Here is a 16,131-nt window from a genome sequence, read left to right as displayed (position 1 = left end):
CTTCAGTCGGGTCGCTGCACGTCTTACCGAGCGTGTCGGATCGAGGACGGAGAATCCCGACCGGCACCGACCCGAAGAACCGACCGGATGCGCCCCAAAGGGGCGCGGGGAACTGCGCAAACGCACCGAGCGACAGCACAGGAACGAAGTGCGTCCAGCCGGACAGACCTGGGAAGCACAAGCGAAGGCGACCCGCGGGGAACTGCGCGAAACCACCGAACGACGGCACAGAAACGAAGTACGCCCACCCGGACAGACCTGGGACGACCTGTACAGGGACACGTGCGCCCACCGGGAAACCTCAGGGCGCGAGCGAAGGCGGAAGCGTCAGGGACCAGCCCCCGGGGTGGGAGACCCAGGTACGGCGCCGCACCGGCCCTACCGAGGTCGCGTCGGACCGGTACCGGAAATCCGTACCGGACACACTCACCGTACGGGCGCGAGCCTTCAGCATCCGCGAAGCCGCCCCCACCGAGACCGGCCGCACCTCCACCTCCGCCAGCCCCTCCCCCGGCGCGACACTCACCGTCTCGACCGCCCGGTCGAGATCGACCAGCGTCACCCCGTCCACCTCGACCCGCAGCCGGAGCGGCCCGGACACACCACCGTGGGCCACCGAGGGCGCGGCCCCCGCCCCGCGGACCTTCCGCACCAGCGCCCGGCACGACCGCACCCACCCGGGCGCGCCCCCTCCGGCCACCCCGGCAGGGGCCCCGCAGGGAATCCGCAGCCCGCCGAGCACGACCCCGTCGCTGTCGTCCACGAGCAGGTCGAGCCGCCGCCCGGCCCCGTCCAGCACGGCCCGCGCCGCGGCGACCGCCCCGGTCGGCACCCCGAGGGACTTGGCCAGCGAGACCTCACCGCCCACCGGCACCAGGGCCAGCACGGTCGTGGCCAGTTCCCGGTCCCGGTGCAGCAGGGTCACCGCCCGCAGCAGGGCGTGGTCGTCGCCCACCACGACCGGCCGCCTGCTGCCCCGCCGGGCGAGCGCGCGGGCGAACTCCTCCGGGCTGTCCGGCAGGCACACCTTCAGCGTCGCACCCGCGCTGAGCACGTCTTTCGCGATCCGGACCGACTCCCCGTCGTGGCGCCGGGCGACCGGATCGACAAGGACCATTAGCTGGTCGGAAACCGACACCTCGGTCCTGCCTCGCTTCCTCGGGTAGCATCTTTGTGCAAGAGCCCCTTGCGCTATTGCGCCAGGGGCTTCGTCTATTCCGGGGCACCGGTCCGACGGGTATTGCGGCCGACAAGGGTCGCCGGGGTGTGCGACACGTACGCCCCTGACCCTGGACATGCCCCGCCCGGAAGGGGTGTACGCCTGTGCCCGCACTTGTGCTGCTCGGTGCTCAGTGGGGTGACGAGGGCAAGGGGAAGGCCACCGACCTGCTCGGTGGCTCGGTCGATTATGTGGTGCGCTACCAGGGCGGCAACAACGCCGGTCACACGGTCGTCGTAGGCGACCAGAAGTACGCGCTCCATCTGCTCCCCTCCGGAATCCTGTCCCCGGACTGTGTGCCCGTGATCGGCAACGGCGTGGTCGTGGACCCGTCGGTCCTGCTCTCCGAGCTGAGCGGTCTCAACGACCGTGGCGTCGACACGTCCAAGCTGCTGATCAGTGGTAACGCTCATATCATCACCCCGTTCAACGTCACCGTCGACAAGGTGACGGAACGCTTCCTCGGCAAGCGCAAGATCGGTACGACGGGACGCGGTATCGGCCCGACCTACGCGGACAAGATCAACCGCGTGGGCATCCGGGTCCAGGACCTCTACGACGAGTCGATCCTCACGCAGAAGGTCGAGGCGGCCCTCGACTTCAAGAACCAGGTCCTCGCCAAGCTCTACAACCGCCGGGCGATCTCCGTCGCCCAGGTCGTCGAGGAGCTGCTGGGTTACGCGGACCAGATCGAGGGCTTCGTCGCCGATACGACGCTGATCCTCAACAACGCGCTCGACGAGGACAAGGTCGTCCTGTTCGAGGGCGGCCAGGGCACCCTCCTGGACATCGACCACGGCACGTATCCCTTCGTGACCTCGTCCAACCCGACGGCGGGCGGCGCGTGCACCGGGGCCGGGGTCGGCCCCACGAAGATCAGCCGGGTGATCGGCATCCTCAAGGCGTACACGACGCGGGTGGGCGCCGGGCCGTTCCCGACCGAGCTGTTCGACGCGGACGGCGAGGCGCTGCGGCGCATCGGCGGCGAGCGCGGGGTGACCACCGGCCGGGACCGCCGCTGCGGCTGGTTCGACGCGGTCATCGCGCGGTACGCGACCCGGGTCAACGGCCTCACGGACTTCTTCCTGACCAAGCTGGACGTGCTCACCGGCTGGGAGCAGATCCCGGTCTGTGTCGCGTACGAGATCGACGGCAAGCGCGTCGAGGAGCTGCCGTACTCGCAGACGGACTTCCACCACGCGAAGCCCGTCTACGAGAACCTGCCCGGCTGGTCCGAGGACATCACCGGCGCGAAGTCCTTCTCCGACCTGCCGAAGAACGCGCAGGCCTATGTGAAGGCGCTGGAGGAGATGTCCGGCGCGCCGATCTCCGCGATCGGTGTGGGTCCGGGCCGGGACGAGACGATCCAGATCAACTCGTTCCTGTAGTCATCCGGCAGCTGACCGGCGGCTGGTCCCGTCGCGCCCCTTGGCCGATCACTGATCGGCCAAGGGGCGCGACGCGTTCACCGCGGTGTTCTGTCGCGCCGCGCGGACCGCCGCTACCGTGCCGTCATGACGACGGAGCCCGTGCCCGAGCGTTCCCTGTCCGTGCTGGCGGCCGCCTGCCGGGCGGCGGGGTTCGACCCGGCGGGGGCGGTGCCGGTGCGGCTCGCCGAGAACGAGGTCTGGCGGCTGCCGGGGCGGGTCGTCGTACGGATCGTCCGGCCCGGCCAGGAGGTGTCCGCCGCCCGGGAGATACGGGTCGCCCACTGGCTCGCCGGTCACGGGGTGCCCGCGGTGCGTCCGCTCGCGGTGCCGCAGCCGGTCGACGCGCTCGGCCACCCCGCGACGTTCTGGGAGCAGCTGCCCCCGCACACCCGGGGCACCACCGAGGACGTGGTCGGGCTGCTCAAACAGCTCCACGCGCTGCCCGTGCCGGACGGTATCGGGCTAGCGCCGCTCGATCCCTTCGTACGGCTTCCCGAGCGGATCGACACGGGGGGTGGCCTGTCGGCGGACGACCGGGACTGGTTACGGGGGCGGCTCGCGGAGCTGCGCGAGCGGTGGGCGGGGCTGCCGCCGGGGCTCCCCCACTGTGTGATCCACGGTGACGCGTGGATCGGGAACGTCGCGCGGACACCGCGGGCCGTACTGCTCGACTTCGAGCGGGTGTCGGTGGGGCCGCCGGAGTGGGACCTGGTCGGGACGGCGGCGAAGATCGGCACCACGGGGACGGTGACGGCGGCGGAGTACGAGGCGTTCTGCGGGGCGTACGGGGTGGATGTCATGGAGTGGGGCGGGTACGGGGTGCTGGCCGCGGTGCGGGAACTCCGTATGGTCGGGGCGGCGGTGGGGTACGCGGCGCGGTGGCCCTCTTGGCGGGGGCGCGCGCAGTATCGCGTGGACTGCCTCCGCGGCAGGGTGGGCCCCCGCCCCTGGAACTGGCCCCCCATCCTCTGACGCCCCCCGGCCCCCCGGGTTTCTTGTGCTGGACGCAGTTCGTTCCCGCACAGGTCGTTCGTGGGGTGCGCAGTTCCCCGCGCCCCTTTGGGGCGCACCCGGCCGGTTCTTCGGGTCGGTGCCGGTCGGGATTCTCCGTCCTCGATCCGACACGCTCGGTACGACGTCCATCGGAGCTACTGAAGAGCATCGGAGTCTGCGGGCAGAGATTCCCGCCCACCCCCTCCCGCAGCAGCGCGACCGCACGAGGAAGAGGGTGAAACACAACCTCAGGAGGCTGAAGCGCCCCCAAGGGGCGCGGGGAACTGCGCAAAAGACGAGGGCGGACCCGCACCCGAACAGCGACCGCAAGGGGGCAGCACCTCAGGGGCGCGGGGAACTGCGCACCCACGGACGTACCCGCACAGGAACAGGTACGCGCAGGTGGGGAACCCCAGGGACGCGAGCAAAGGCGACCTGCGGGGAACTGCGCACCCACGGACGTACCCGCACAGGAACAGGTACGCCCAGGTGGACAGACCCGGGGGCGACCAGGAGACGGCCGGGCGTGAGGGCTCGGGGACTCCCGGGTGGGGCTACGTCGGGGTCACCAATCGGGCCTCGTACGCGAACACCGCCGCCTGCGTCCGGTCCCGCAGCCCCAGCTTCACCAGCACCCTGCTGACATGCGTCTTGATCGTGGACTCCGCGACCACGAGCCGCGACGCGATCTCCGCGTTGGACAGCCCCTGCGCGATCAGCACCAGCACCTCCGTCTCCCGCTCCGTCAGCTCCCCGTACGCCGCCTGCGTGACCGCCGGCACCCGCGGCTCCGCGGCCAGCTTCGAGAACTCCGTGATGAGCCGCCGCGTCACGCTCGGCGCGAGCAGCGCCTCGCCGGACGCCACGATCCGCACGCCCTCCGCGAGCTGCCGCGCCGACGCGTCCTTGAGCAGGAACCCGGACGCCCCGGCCCGCAGCGCCTGGTACACGTACTCGTCGAGGTCGAACGTCGTCAGGACGAGGACCTTCGCCCCGCCGTCCGCCGCGACGATCTCCCGGGTCGCGTCGATCCCGTTCAGCTCGGGCATCCGGATGTCCATCAGGACGACGTCCGGCGACAGTTCCCGGACCCGGCTCACGGCCTCCCGGCCGTTCACCGCCTCGCCCACCACCTCGATGTCGGGCATCGCGTTCAGCAGCACCGAGAAGCCCTCACGGACCATGATCTGGTCGTCGACGATCAGCACCCGGACGGGCGCCCCGCCGGTCCGCGCGTTCACGAGGTCTCCTCCATCGGCGGCACGGGCAGGAACACGGCGATCTCGTAGCCGCCCTCGGGCAGCTCCCCGGCCGTCATCCCGCCGTTCAGCATCGCGACCCGTTCCCGCATCCCGGTGATCCCGTGTCCGGCACCCGGCGACGGTTTGACCAGCCCGCGCGCGGGGCCGTTCACCACCCGCAGGCCCAGCCCGCCGAGGACATGGCTCACCTCCACCCGGGCGGACGCGCCCGGCGCGTGCCGCAGCGTGTTGCTCAGGGCCTCCTGCACGATGCGGTACGCCGACAGCTCCACCCCCGGCGGCAGTTCCCGGACCGCGCCGGTCGTCATACGCTCGACCTCCAGTCCCGTCTCGCGCACATTGGCCAGCAGCGAGTCGAGGTCGGCGAGCGTGGGCTGCGGGGCGTCCGGGGCCTGGTAGTCGTCCGCGCGGACCACTCCGAGGACCCGGCGCAGCTCGGTGAGCGCCGCGACCGCGTTCTCCCGGATGGTGACGAACGCCTGCTCCAGCTCCGGCGGCGGGTTCTCCACCCGGTACGGTGCCGCCTCCGCCTGGATCGCGACCACGGACATATGGTGCGCCACGACGTCGTGCAGCTCGCGGGCGATCGTGGTGCGCTCCTCCAGCAGGGTGCGCCGGTCGCGTTCCACCGCCGTGACGGTCCGCTCGGCCGCCACCTCCTGCTTCGCCTCACGCCGGACGTGCCACAGCGTGACCAGCAGGAGGAGGACCCCGGACACGAACAGCATCGGCGCGGCGTTCGAGCCGAAGTCACGGTTGTAGGCGCCGTTGGCGAGCAGACAGAACGCGAGGGTCAGCACCCACATCCAGGCGGCGGTACGCGGCCGGGTCCGTATGCCCACGATCGTGACGACGACGAGATGGGCCAGGAAACTGCCCTCGGACCAGGGCCACAGCGTCTGTCCCCAGCCGAGGGCCAGGGTCACCGGTGCGACCGCCAGCACCAGCCAGAACGCCAGCGCGGGCCGGACCAGTGTCACCACGACCGCCAGCGCGGGCAGCAGCCCGGCCAGGAGCATGGTGACCTCCGAGGCGTTGTACGTACTGGCGGTGCCGACGAACCACACGAACGCGGCGATCGCCACCACCAGGGCGTGCGGGGCCCATTTGCCCCGGCCGTCGAACCAGCCCGCGACGGAGCTGTCCGGGCCCAGCGGCCGGAGCGGGCGGTAGACGAACGCGTCGTGGAAGAGGTCCTGTCGCAGTCCGCCGAGCACGTCCCTCGCGAGGTCGTACTCCGGACTGCGGGACTTGGCCCGCTGGGGGCCCGGGGTCTGGTGGGTCTGGGTCACGTTACGAAGGTATGCGGGGAACGTGCCCGGGTCGTCCCCTCCGAGAGGGGTTCCCCGGTGTCCGCCTCAGGTACTACCCGAACCCCGGTGCCCGGCCGGAGGATGGCGGGGCGCCGTGAGATAGCTCTCAGGTATGACGGGGGCGGGTGGGCCGGTCCCCCGCACGGATTCGATCTCCGGCGGCGGGCCCCGCGCGGACCCGGTCGACCCGGTTCACCGGGCGGGCCGGACGGTTCACCGGGCGGCCGCCCGGGTTCACCAGGCGAGCTGGGCGATCTCCTCCGCGACCACCGCGCACGCGTCCGCCGCCGGGTCGATCAGCGGGAAGTGACCGACCCCGTCCAGCAGGGTCAGGCCCACCACCTCACCGGCCCGCGCGGCGGCGTCCGCGTACGCCTCGCTGACGGCCGGCGGCACGACGTCGTCGGTGCGGCCCTGGACGAGCGTCGTGGCGATACCGGTGGGCAGCAGGGCCGCCGGGTCCGCGTACGGCAGCCGCCGCTCGAACGCGTCCGGGCCGCCGAGGAACTGCTGGGCTGCGCCGCCGCACACCCCGAGCCTCCCCGCCGTCCGGAGGTCCGCGATCGGCGCGAGTGCGACGACCCCCCGCAGCGGCAGTGGGCGAGCGCGGTACCAGGGGCTGTCCGGCGGGAGGACATGGCGGGCCGCCGCCCACAGCGCGAGATGCCCGCCCGCGGAGTGGCCGGTGAGGACCGTCCGGCGGGGGTCGGCGACGGGGAGGGCCGCCCGGACCAGGCCGGGGAGCGCGTCCATGGCCGCCGCCAGATCGTCGAAGGTGTCGGGCCAGCGGCCCGCGACCGGGTCCCGGGGCGCGGGGTCCGCGCCGCGCGGGGCGGGCAGCGCGCTGCCCCGGCGGTACTCGACGGAGGCGACCGCGAAGCCCCGGCGGGCCAGATACCCGGCGAACGGGCTGATGTGCCACCGGTCGTACGGGGCCCGCCAGGCACCGCCGTGCACCACCACGACCAGCGGGGACGAGGCTGCCGGGCCGGACTCGGTGCCGTGCGGGGCGTACAGGTCGACGATCTGGTCGGGGTGGCTGCCGTACGCGGCCGTCGCGTCCGGGGGGAGCGCCGGATGCGAGAAGGCCGACTCCTCCTCGGCTGCGGCGCGGGCTGTGGCGTCGTCCGGCATGCTCCGACCTCTCGTACGGCTGCTGGCGTTGGCCGGGACGCTATCAGTGCCCCTACGCGCGGTTGGGCTGGCTTTGGGGCTCTTGTGCCCCGGCCCGGGTGCGGCGATCGAGCCCCCAGCCCCGGTCGCCGCTTGAGTCCCTGGCCCGGTCCCCGCCTGAGTGCCTGCATGGGTCCCCACCCGCGTCCCTTCGTCCGCCCCTGCTTCGCGGCTCGCGGCGGTGCGGCCGACCCCGGACCGGGCCCGGCCGCACCACCCGGGGGTCAGGGCCGTGCCGCGAGGACCTCCCCGAGGACCCGGGCCGCGCGCTCCGTCTCGGCGAAGGAGAGGTACAGCGGGGTGAAGCCGAACCGGAGGGTGTCCGGCGCGCGGAAGTCCCCGACCACGCCCCGGGCGATCAGCCCGGCCATCACCGGCTCGGCGTCCGCGCAGCGCAACGCGATCTGGCTGCCCCGCTCGTGGTGCGCCGCCGGGGTCATCACCTCGACCCGGCCCTCGGGTACGTACCGGGCCACGCACTCCAGGAAGAAGTCCGTCAGGGCGAGGGACTTGGCCCGGACCTCCTCGATCGCGACCCCGTCCCAGACGGTCAGCGCCTCCTCCAGCGCCAGGGCCGACAGGATCTCCGGTGTACCGACCCGGCCGCGCAGGGCGCCCTCGCCCGGGGTGTAGCCGCGGTGCATCCCGAACGGCTCCGCGTGACCGGTCCAGCCGGGCAGCGGGGAGTCGAACAGGGGCTGGAGGTCGCGCCGTACGTAAAGGTACGCGGGGGACCCGGGCCCGCCGTTCAGGTACTTGTACGTACAGCCGACGGCCAGGTCCACCCCGTGGGCGTCCAGCCCGACCGGCAGGGCGCCCGCGCTGTGGCACAGGTCCCAGACGGTGTACGCGCCCGCCGCGCGGACGGCGCGGGTCAGCGACGGCAGGTCGTGCAGCCGCCCGCCCCGGTAGTCGACATGGTTGAGCAGCACCGCGGCCGTGCGCGGGCCGAGGGCCTGCGGCACGTCCCGCGGGAGCACCGCGCGGATCTCGCAGCCCGTCATCCGGGCGGCCGACGCGGCGATGTACCCGTCGGTGGGGAACGTCGAGGCGTCCACCAGGAGTTCGTCCCGCGCGGTGCCCGCGGGGTTCCCGTCCGTCCCCGCGCGGGCCAGCCGGATCGCGCCGACGACCGCCTTGAAGACGTTCACGCTGGTCGAGTCGCCGACGACGATCTGGCCGGGGGCGGCGCCCACCAGGGGCGCGATCAGATCACCGATCCGCTCGGGCGCGGTCCACCAGCCGCTCTCGTCCCACGACCGGATGCGCAGCTCGCCCCACTCCCGCCGGATCACGTCCGCGATCCGGCCGGGCACGGCCTCGGGCAGTGCGCCGAGGGAGTTGCCGTCGAGATAGACCGTGCCGTCCAGGGCGAACAGCGCGCGGCGGTCCGCCAGCGGATCGGCGGCGTCGAGCCCGGCGGCCCGCCCCCGGAGCCCCGCGTCACCCCCCTCCGCGACGGCACCCGCACCCGCAACGGCCGGGTCACCAACGCCCACGTCACCCAGGGCCAGGGCACCCGCACCCGCCCCACCGACCGCCGCGTCACCCACGGCCGGGTCACCCGAACCCGCCGCACCGGCCGCCGCCCCGCCAACCGCCGCCGCCTCACCCGTCACCGGACCCGCTCCCCCCTCAGACATGGCTCCGCGCCGTCCACAGCTCGGGGAACACGCTCTTCGCGGCCCGCTTCTCCAGCCAGGCCACCCCGGCCGAACCGCCCGTGCCCGTCTTCGCGCCCATCGCGCGCCGGGTGGCGACCAGATGGTCGTTGCGCCAGCGCCAGACCAGCTCTCCCACATCCGTCAACGTCTCCCCGAGCAGCAGGAGTTCCGCGGGTGCCGCGCTGTCACCCGAAGGGGACGTTCCGGGGAGCCGCTGCTCCGCGTAGAGGGAGCTCCACACCCGCTCGACCTCGGGGGACGGCTCGTAGCGGGCCGCGAGGTCGCGGTCCAGGACGGCGGCCGGGACGGGCAGGCCGCGGCGGGCGAGCAGCCGCAGCACCTCGTCGTACAGGCTCGGTTCGTGCAGGGCCTTCTCCAGCTCCGCGTGGACCCGGGGCGCGCCGCGGTGCGGGACGAGCATGGACGCGGACTTCTCGCCGAGCAGGAACTCCATGCGCCGGTACATCGCCGACTGGAAGCCGGAGCCGTCGCCCAGGGCGCTCCGGTAGGAGTTGAACTCGGCGGGGGTGAGCCGGGCGAGCGGACGCCAGGACGCGTTGAGGGCCTCCAGCTCCGCGACGGAACGTTTCAGCGCGGCGACCGCGACGGGGATGTCGTCCTCGCGCAGCGCCCGCGCGGCGGTCTCCCACTCATGGACGATCACCGTGAACCACAGCTCCATGACCTGGGTCGTGACCAGGAAGACCATCTCGCCGGGATCGTCCGAGAGGGGGTGCTGGAGATGGGTGAGCACATCCGCCCGGACATAGTCCTCGTACGGTGTGGTGCCCTGGAAGTCGAGGTGCGGGGCGCTCTCGGCGCCCTGGCCGGCTCCCTGTGTCTCGTGGGACATCGCTGTCTCCCGATATGTACTCCGGGTAGCGGTCCGCCCCTGCCTTGTCGACACGGGGGCCCCGGTCCCCACCGGCATCCTCGGTGATCGTCCGCAGGACGGCAAGGCCCGCCCGGCGCGAACACCGGACGGGCGGTTCGTACACATGTACGAACTATGGGCGGGTGGCGGCGGCACCCGGACGGCACCCGGACACGGCTCAGCCCAGGGTCTGGGCCGCCGCCGGGGAGGAGTCCTTCAGGAACTGCGTGCAGCGCGCGTGCTCCTCCTGCTCACCGATCGACCCGGCGGCGCGCGCGAGGGCGTGCAGGGCCCGCAGGAAGCCGCGGTTCGGCTCGTGGTCCCAGGGCACCGGACCGTGCCCCTTCCAGCCGCTGCGGCGCAGCGCGTCGAGGCCGCGGTGGTAGCCCGTACGGGCGTACGCGTACGACTCCACGACGCTGCCCCGCTCGTACGCCTCGTCGGCGAGCTGCGCCCAGGCGAGGGAGGAGGTGGGGTACTTTCCGGCGACCTCGGCGGGCGGGGTGCCCGCGGCGAGGAGTTCGCGGGGCTCCGGGTCGTCGGGCAGATGGGTCGGGGGCGGTCCCCCGAGCAGGTTCTCGTGAATCGACATGGGTTCCAGTCTCCCAGGTGCCCGGGTGTGATGCGGGGGTGTGCCGTCATCCCGGCCCCGGAGGCGGCGAGGCGCCCCGGTCCGTCACCGTCCGGTGAGCCTGCGCACCGCCCGGACGACCGCGTCGGTCCCGGTCAGCGCCTTGCTCCGGGGGCAGCCCACGTTCAGCCGCAGGAACCCGGGCGCCCCGTACGTCCCGCCGGGCATCACCGCGACCCGCTCCCGTTCGACCAGCTCCCGTTGCAGCGCGTCGTCGCCGGTCAGCCCGAGGGGCCGCAGATCGATCCAGGCGAGGTACCCCGCGTCCGGCGCCCGCCACCCCAGTCCGGGCAGCTCCGCGCCCAGCCGTTCCTCGACGAGCCGCAGATTGCCGTACGTGTACGCGCGGACCGCGTCGAGCCAGCCGGCGGACTCCCGGTACGCGGCGATGTGCGCGGTGAGCGACAGGACTGCGGGTGAGGCGAGCCCTTCGCCGTTCTCCGTCCGGCGCAGGAACTCCGTCCGGTCGGCGGGGTCGCCGATCAGCCCGTACGAGCCGGTCAGCGCGGGGAAGTTGAACGCCTTGGAACCGGAGGTGACCAGCGCCCAGCGGCCCCGCCCGTAGTGCGTCCACGGCCGGTGGACATGGCCCTCGTGGGTGAGGTCCGCGTGGATCTCGTCGCTGATGACGGGGATGCCGTACCGGTCCGCGAGCGCGGCGGTCCGGGTCAGCTCGGCGTCCGTCCACACCGTGCCGGTGGGGTTGTGCGGGGAGCAGAGCAGCAGGACACGGGCGCCGGGGCGGGCCAGCTCGCGCTCCAGCGCCTCCCAGTCGCGGACGCCGACCCCGCGCAGCTCCCGTCCGAGCCCCTCGACGGCCTTGCGGAAGCCGTCGTAGACGGGGGTGTGCACGACCACCCCGTCCCCGGGCTCGGTCCACATCCGGAGCAGCTGGGACACCTGCGAGAGCACGGACGGCGCGTACACCAGCGATCCCGGGTCGATCCGGGTCCCGTGTCTGCGGGCGAACCAGTCGGTGACCGCGCCGAGGAAGTCGTCGTTGCGCCAGTCCGTGTAGCCGAACACCCCGTGGCCGACCCGGCGCAGCAGCGCGTCCCGGACGGCCGGGGCGACGGGGAAGTCCATGTCGGAGATGGTGAACGGCAGCAGACCGGGCACGGGGAACCGGTCCGCGACCCCGTCCCACTGCACGGACCAGGTGCCGCGCCGGTCGACGGCGGTGTCGAAGTCGTACGGGTACGCCATCCCTGCTCCGTTCGGTACGGGGCGCCCGGGCCCGTGCGCCGGTACGGGCGCCCTCGCATCGGTGGGCGCCGGTACGGGGGCCCGCGCGCCGGTCGGCGCCGGTACGGGCGCCCTCGCGTCGGGTGCGCCCCGCTACTGGCGCCTCACGACCGTACGTGCCCGCACGCGCCGAGGCCCGGCCGCCCCGGGAAGGGGAAGCCGGGCCTCGGTACGTGCCGGGTGCCGCGTGCCGCTCGTGCGGCGCGGACCGCTCGGCGGACTACTTGATGCGGGTGCCGGTGGAGCGCAGGTTGCCGCACGCCTCGGTGACCCGGGCGGCCATGCCGGCCTCGGCGGCCTTGCCCCAGGTGCGCGGGTCGTACAGCTTCTTGGCGCCGACCTCGCCGTCGACCTTCAGGACGCCGTCGTAGTTCGTGAACATGTGGGCCGCGACCGGACGCGTGAACGCGTACTGGGTGTCGGTGTCGAGGTTCATCTTCACGACGCCGTTCTCCAGCGCGGTGGCGATCTCCTCGGCGGTCGAGCCGGAGCCGCCGTGGAAGACGAAGTCGAACGGGGCGGACTTGCCGTACTTCGCGCCGACGCCCTCCTGGAGGTCCTTCAGCAGCTCGGGACGGAGCACGACGTTGCCCGGCTTGTAGACGCCGTGGACGTTGCCGAAGGACGCGGCGAGCAGGTAGCGGCCCTTGTCGCCCAGGCCCAGGGCCTCGGCGGTGCGGATCGCGTCGTCGACGGTGGTGTACAGCTCGTCGTTGATCTCGTGCGTGACACCGTCCTCCTCGCCGCCGGTCGGGGTGATCTCGACCTCAAGGATGATCTTGGCGGCGACGGCCTTCGCGAGCAGCTCCTGGCCGATGGCCAGGTTGTCCGCGAGGGTCTCGGCGGAGCCGTCCCACATGTGGGACTGGAACAGCGGGTTCACACCGCGGGAGACCCGCTCGGCGGAGATCTCCAGGAGCGGCCGGACGTAGGTGTCCAGCTTGTCCTTGGGGCAGTGGTCGGTGTGCAGCGCGACGGTGACGTCGTACTTGGCGGCGACGATGTGCGCGAACTCGGCGAGGGCCACGGCGCCCGTCACCATGTCCTTGCTGTGCTGGCCGCCCAGGAACTCCGCGCCACCGGTGGAGATCTGGATGATGCCGTCGCTCTCGGCCTCCGCGAAGCCACGCAGGGCGGCGTGCAGGGTCTGCGAAGAGGTCACGTTGATGGCCGGGTAGGCGAACTTGCCTGCCTTCGCCCGGTCGAGCATCTCGTTGTAGACCTCGGGGGTTGCGATGGGCATCTGTCCGCTCCTCGTGATTACGCGGGGTGTGGTTCTGACCGACCCTGACCTGGCTGATCCGGACCCGGTCACTGTCCGGGGCACGGGGTGCGCCGGGAGTGGCAACGGGGTGGCGACGTCATCGTCCCGGCCATCTTCCCAGACGTGAGCGGGTGCTCCCGTGCCGGGTGCCGGGAGCGGCGGGCCGCCCGGACCCGTCCGGCCGGGCCGCACCCGGCCCTACGAGCATCCGTACGACCGCCCGCGCGTCCGCCTTCACGCCTGTCCTCAGTCGAGCCCGAGCTCGTCCTTCGAGAACGCGAAGCGGTACGGGACGCCCGCCGTCCCGCTGATGCGCTCGGCGGCGCCCGTCGCGCGGTCCACGATCGTGGCGACGGCGACGACCTCGGCACCGGCCGCACGGACCGCTTCCACGGCGGTCAGCGGGGAGCTGCCGGTGGTGGAGGTGTCCTCGACGACGAGGACCCGGCGGCCCTTGATGTCGGGGCCCTCGACCTGGCGCTGCATCCCGTGCACCTTCGCGGCCTTGCGGACGACGAACGCGTCGAGCGTGCGGCCGTCCGCCGCGGCGGCGTGCAGCATCGCGGTGGCGACCGGGTCGGCCCCGAGGGTCAGCCCGCCGACCGCGTCGAAGTCGAGGTCGGCGGTCAGGTCCAGCATCACCCGGCCGACGAGGGGGGCGGCCACGGCGTCCAGGGTGATCCGGCGGAGGTCGACGTAGTAGTCGGCCTCGATACCCGAGGAGAGGGTCACCTTGCCGTGCACCACGGCCTTGTCCTTGACCTGCCCGAGCAGGTCGGTACGTGCGTCGCTCATGGGGCGAGTTTAGGTGGGCCCGTGGTTCCCCGGGTTCCCACGGGTGGGCGCCGGGCGCGTGCCGCGCCCCGCCCGGGGTCAGCCGGGGTCGAGGGAGGTCCAGGTCCAGGTGGTGGTGGCTTCCAGCGGCGATACGGGGGTGACCAGCCGCGGCGCGGTGTTGAGGCCGTCCGGGGGACCCGTCTGGGGCTCCACGCACACGGCGGCCTCCTGCTCGTCGTACACGACGACCCACGGCTCACGGGACGTGATGTTCAGGGCGAGCTGTCCCGGCCAGGTCAGGGTCACGTCGACCCCGTCGGGCATGCCGAAGCAGTCGTCCCACGGACCGGGCAGCGGATCGATCCGCTCGCCCGTCGGCAGATGGTCGGCGCCCCGCCGCTCCTGCCACGCCGCCTCGAAGTCGATCCGTACCGTCTCCGCGTCCGGCGCCAGCTGCCGGTTGAACCAGGGGTGCCAGCCCACCTGGGCCGGGAACGACGAGCCGTACGTCTCCACGGCGAGCGTGAGCGTGAGGGAACCGGGTGCCAGCTCCACCACCTGGGTGACCAGGCCGGGGTACGGCCACGGGTCGGTCAGCTCGTGCGTGATCACGGCCCGGTCCGCCGTGCGGCTGTGCCGCGCGGTGCGCCAGGCCCCGTCCCTGGCCGTGCCGTGGATGGCGTGCGGTGCGGCGTTCAGCGGCATCTGATGGACGTCCGCGCCGTCCCGGAAGCGGCCGTCCCGGATCCGTCCGCACCAGGGCACCATCGGGAAGCTCCCGAAGTGCTCGCCCTGGCGCAGCAGTTCGGTGCCGCCGACCTTCAGACTCCCGATCCGGCCGCCGTCGCCCGGCCGTACGGTCACCTCCGCGTCGCCCGCGGTCAGTGTGATCTCGTCGCTGCTCACGTGCCGACCCTACGTTCAGCGGTCACTGCCGCCGCCGCAGGGCCCGCCCGACGACGATCGCCGTCGCGACGACCAGCGCGGCGGCGGGCGCGGCCCAGCGCAGGGTCGCCGCCTGCCCGGTCGCCTCCGGTACGGCGACCGGGGCGTACCGGCCGCGCGGGGGCGCGTGGTCGACCTCTTCGGCGCTGCGGCCGATCATCGTCCGGCGCGCGTGCGCGGCCTCGGCGGGCGGTCCGGGCGCCTCCCGCCTGGCCACCTCCTCCACGACGTCGTCCGCGACACCCGCGAGGTCATGGGCGGCGTCGATGTCCTCGACCCGCCCGTCGGGTTCCTCCGGCCGTGCGCCGGTGTCCGGCCCGTCGGGTACGACCGGCCCGTCCGGTACGCCAGGCCCGTCCGGTGCGTCCTGCTCGGCGTCCGTGTCCGGTGCGTCCGGTGCGCCCTGCTCGGCGTCCGTGTCCGGCCCATCCGTGGCGCCAGGCCCCGCGTGGTCCTCGTCGCCGTCCTCGTGGCCGTCCTCGTCCTCCTGGGCGGCGGCTTCCTCGGTTTCGGCCGTCCGGAGCGACTCGGCCGCGTCGGCGGCCTCCGCCTCGGCGGGGTCGATGCCGTCCTCGTCATCGAGGGCGTCGAGGGCGTCGGGGTCGTCGATCCCGGCGGCGCTGTCGTCCACCCCGGCGAACTCCGGACCGGGGTCCCCGGGGCGGCCGCCGTCGGACACGTCCCCGTCGGCGAAGTCGTCCCCGGCGGGCACGGCCAGGTCGTTCTCGTCGGCCGGGTCGTCGCCGTCGGCCGGGTCGCCCTGTCCGGTACCGGCCAGGTCGGCGGCGTGATCCGGGCCGTCCTGTCCGCTGCCGCCGAGGTCGTCGCCATCGTCGTGCGGGGTGTCGTCGTGCGGGGTGTCGTGGCCCGAGGTGCCCGCGAGCGCCTCGGTGAAGCGGGTCAGCAGCCGGGTGACCGCGGCCTCCACCGCCTCGGCGGTCAGCTCGCCGGCCCGGCCGTCACCCTCGGCGGTGGCGTCGTACCGCACGCTGGTCCCGGTGCCCTCGGGGACCAGCCGGGCGGTCACGGTGACCCGGACGGTCCCGGTGCCACGGACCTCGGTGCCCTCGGCGTCGAGCCGGAAGCCGTCCGGGTCCGGGGTGACCCGGAACGTGCCCCGGTACGTGATGGAGGTACCCCCGGCCCGGACCTTGAGCCTGCCCGTGCCGGGTGGCTCCCCCGCGTCCTGCTGGAACCCGGGGACGGCCCGGGTCACCGCGACGGTGTCGGCGACGGCCTCACGCAGAGGCTCAACCCCGACCGGAACGACCACCTCGTGCTTCATGCCACGAGCGTACCGACGCCCCGGCCCGCCCCGCAGACCTCCGGGGACTCCGGCCC

General features: G+C 73.4%; 14 protein-coding genes. 2 read left to right on the top strand and 12 right to left on the bottom strand.

Annotation, left to right across the window (positions count from 1 at the left end; genetic code table 11):
* Positions 1-301: 301 nt before the first annotated feature.
* Positions 302-1,117: a diacylglycerol kinase family protein gene (locus tag AB852_RS02550; protein WP_073783131.1), complete on the bottom strand. Its 816-nt coding sequence runs from the start codon at positions 1,115-1,117 to the stop codon at positions 302-304.
* A 206-nt stretch (positions 1,118-1,323) separates the two neighbouring features.
* Between AB852_RS02550 and AB852_RS02545 the strand changes: the two genes are divergently transcribed.
* Both AB852_RS02545 and AB852_RS02540 read left to right on the top strand, forming a co-directional pair.
* A complete protein-coding gene (locus AB852_RS02545; RefSeq protein WP_073783129.1) occupies positions 1,324-2,607 on the top strand; it encodes an adenylosuccinate synthase in 1,284 nt (427 codons plus the stop codon).
* Positions 2,608-2,733: 126 nt separating this feature from the next.
* Positions 2,734-3,621, top strand: a complete 888-nt coding sequence (locus AB852_RS02540; RefSeq protein WP_073783127.1) for an aminoglycoside phosphotransferase family protein — start codon at positions 2,734-2,736, stop codon at positions 3,619-3,621.
* A 575-nt stretch (positions 3,622-4,196) separates the two neighbouring features.
* Here the strand turns inward: AB852_RS02540 and AB852_RS02535 are convergent.
* From AB852_RS02535 to AB852_RS02485, 11 genes are all read right to left on the bottom strand, one after another.
* Complete coding sequence (locus AB852_RS02535; protein WP_266509572.1) at positions 4,197-4,883, bottom strand: response regulator; 687 nt, start codon at positions 4,881-4,883, stop codon at positions 4,197-4,199.
* Positions 4,880-6,196 carry a sensor histidine kinase gene (locus AB852_RS02530; RefSeq protein WP_073783125.1) on the bottom strand — a complete coding sequence of 439 codons (1,317 nt, stop codon included), beginning with the start codon at positions 6,194-6,196 and terminating at the stop codon, positions 4,880-4,882. Before AB852_RS02530 ends, AB852_RS02535 begins: the two co-directional genes overlap by 4 nt.
* A 255-nt stretch (positions 6,197-6,451) precedes the next feature.
* On the bottom strand, positions 6,452-7,351 hold the full coding sequence (locus tag AB852_RS02525) for an alpha/beta hydrolase family protein (protein WP_073783123.1): 900 nt from the start codon (positions 7,349-7,351) through the stop codon (positions 6,452-6,454).
* 263 nt (positions 7,352-7,614) lie between these two features.
* On the bottom strand, positions 7,615-9,033 hold the full coding sequence (locus AB852_RS02520) for a kynureninase (protein ID WP_079184241.1): 1,419 nt from the start codon (positions 9,031-9,033) through the stop codon (positions 7,615-7,617).
* Entirely contained in the window at positions 9,026-9,907 is an 882-nt protein-coding gene (locus tag AB852_RS02515; protein ID WP_073783121.1) for a tryptophan 2,3-dioxygenase family protein, read from the bottom strand. The genes AB852_RS02520 and AB852_RS02515 overlap by 8 nt, the downstream gene beginning before the upstream one ends.
* Before the next feature lie 199 nt (positions 9,908-10,106).
* Positions 10,107-10,520 (bottom strand): DUF3151 domain-containing protein, encoded by a 414-nt coding sequence (locus AB852_RS02510; RefSeq protein ID WP_073783119.1) that lies wholly within the window; start codon positions 10,518-10,520, stop codon positions 10,107-10,109.
* Between the two features lie 84 nt (positions 10,521-10,604).
* Entirely contained in the window at positions 10,605-11,765 is a 1,161-nt protein-coding gene (locus AB852_RS02505) for a MalY/PatB family protein (protein WP_073783117.1), read from the bottom strand.
* Between the two features lie 259 nt (positions 11,766-12,024).
* Positions 12,025-13,047 carry a class II fructose-bisphosphate aldolase gene (fbaA, locus tag AB852_RS02500; RefSeq protein ID WP_073783115.1) on the bottom strand — a complete coding sequence of 341 codons (1,023 nt, stop codon included), beginning with the start codon at positions 13,045-13,047 and terminating at the stop codon, positions 12,025-12,027.
* A 267-nt stretch (positions 13,048-13,314) separates the two neighbouring features.
* A complete protein-coding gene (gene pyrE, locus AB852_RS02495; RefSeq protein ID WP_073783113.1) occupies positions 13,315-13,863 on the bottom strand; it encodes an orotate phosphoribosyltransferase in 549 nt (182 codons plus the stop codon).
* A 78-nt stretch (positions 13,864-13,941) separates the two neighbouring features.
* Positions 13,942-14,751: an aldose epimerase family protein gene (locus AB852_RS02490; protein WP_073783110.1), complete on the bottom strand. Its 810-nt coding sequence runs from the start codon at positions 14,749-14,751 to the stop codon at positions 13,942-13,944.
* A 22-nt stretch (positions 14,752-14,773) separates the two neighbouring features.
* Positions 14,774-16,075: a hypothetical protein gene (locus AB852_RS02485; protein WP_073783108.1), complete on the bottom strand. Its 1,302-nt coding sequence runs from the start codon at positions 16,073-16,075 to the stop codon at positions 14,774-14,776.
* Between the last annotated feature and the right edge of the window lie 56 nt (positions 16,076-16,131).

It is taken from the genome of Streptomyces uncialis, from assembly GCF_001905345.1.
Lineage (GTDB): Bacteria > Actinomycetota > Actinomycetes > Streptomycetales > Streptomycetaceae > Streptomyces > Streptomyces uncialis.
Note: the sequence above shows the minus strand (reverse complement) of the source record. Positions and strands in the feature narration are given on the sequence as shown.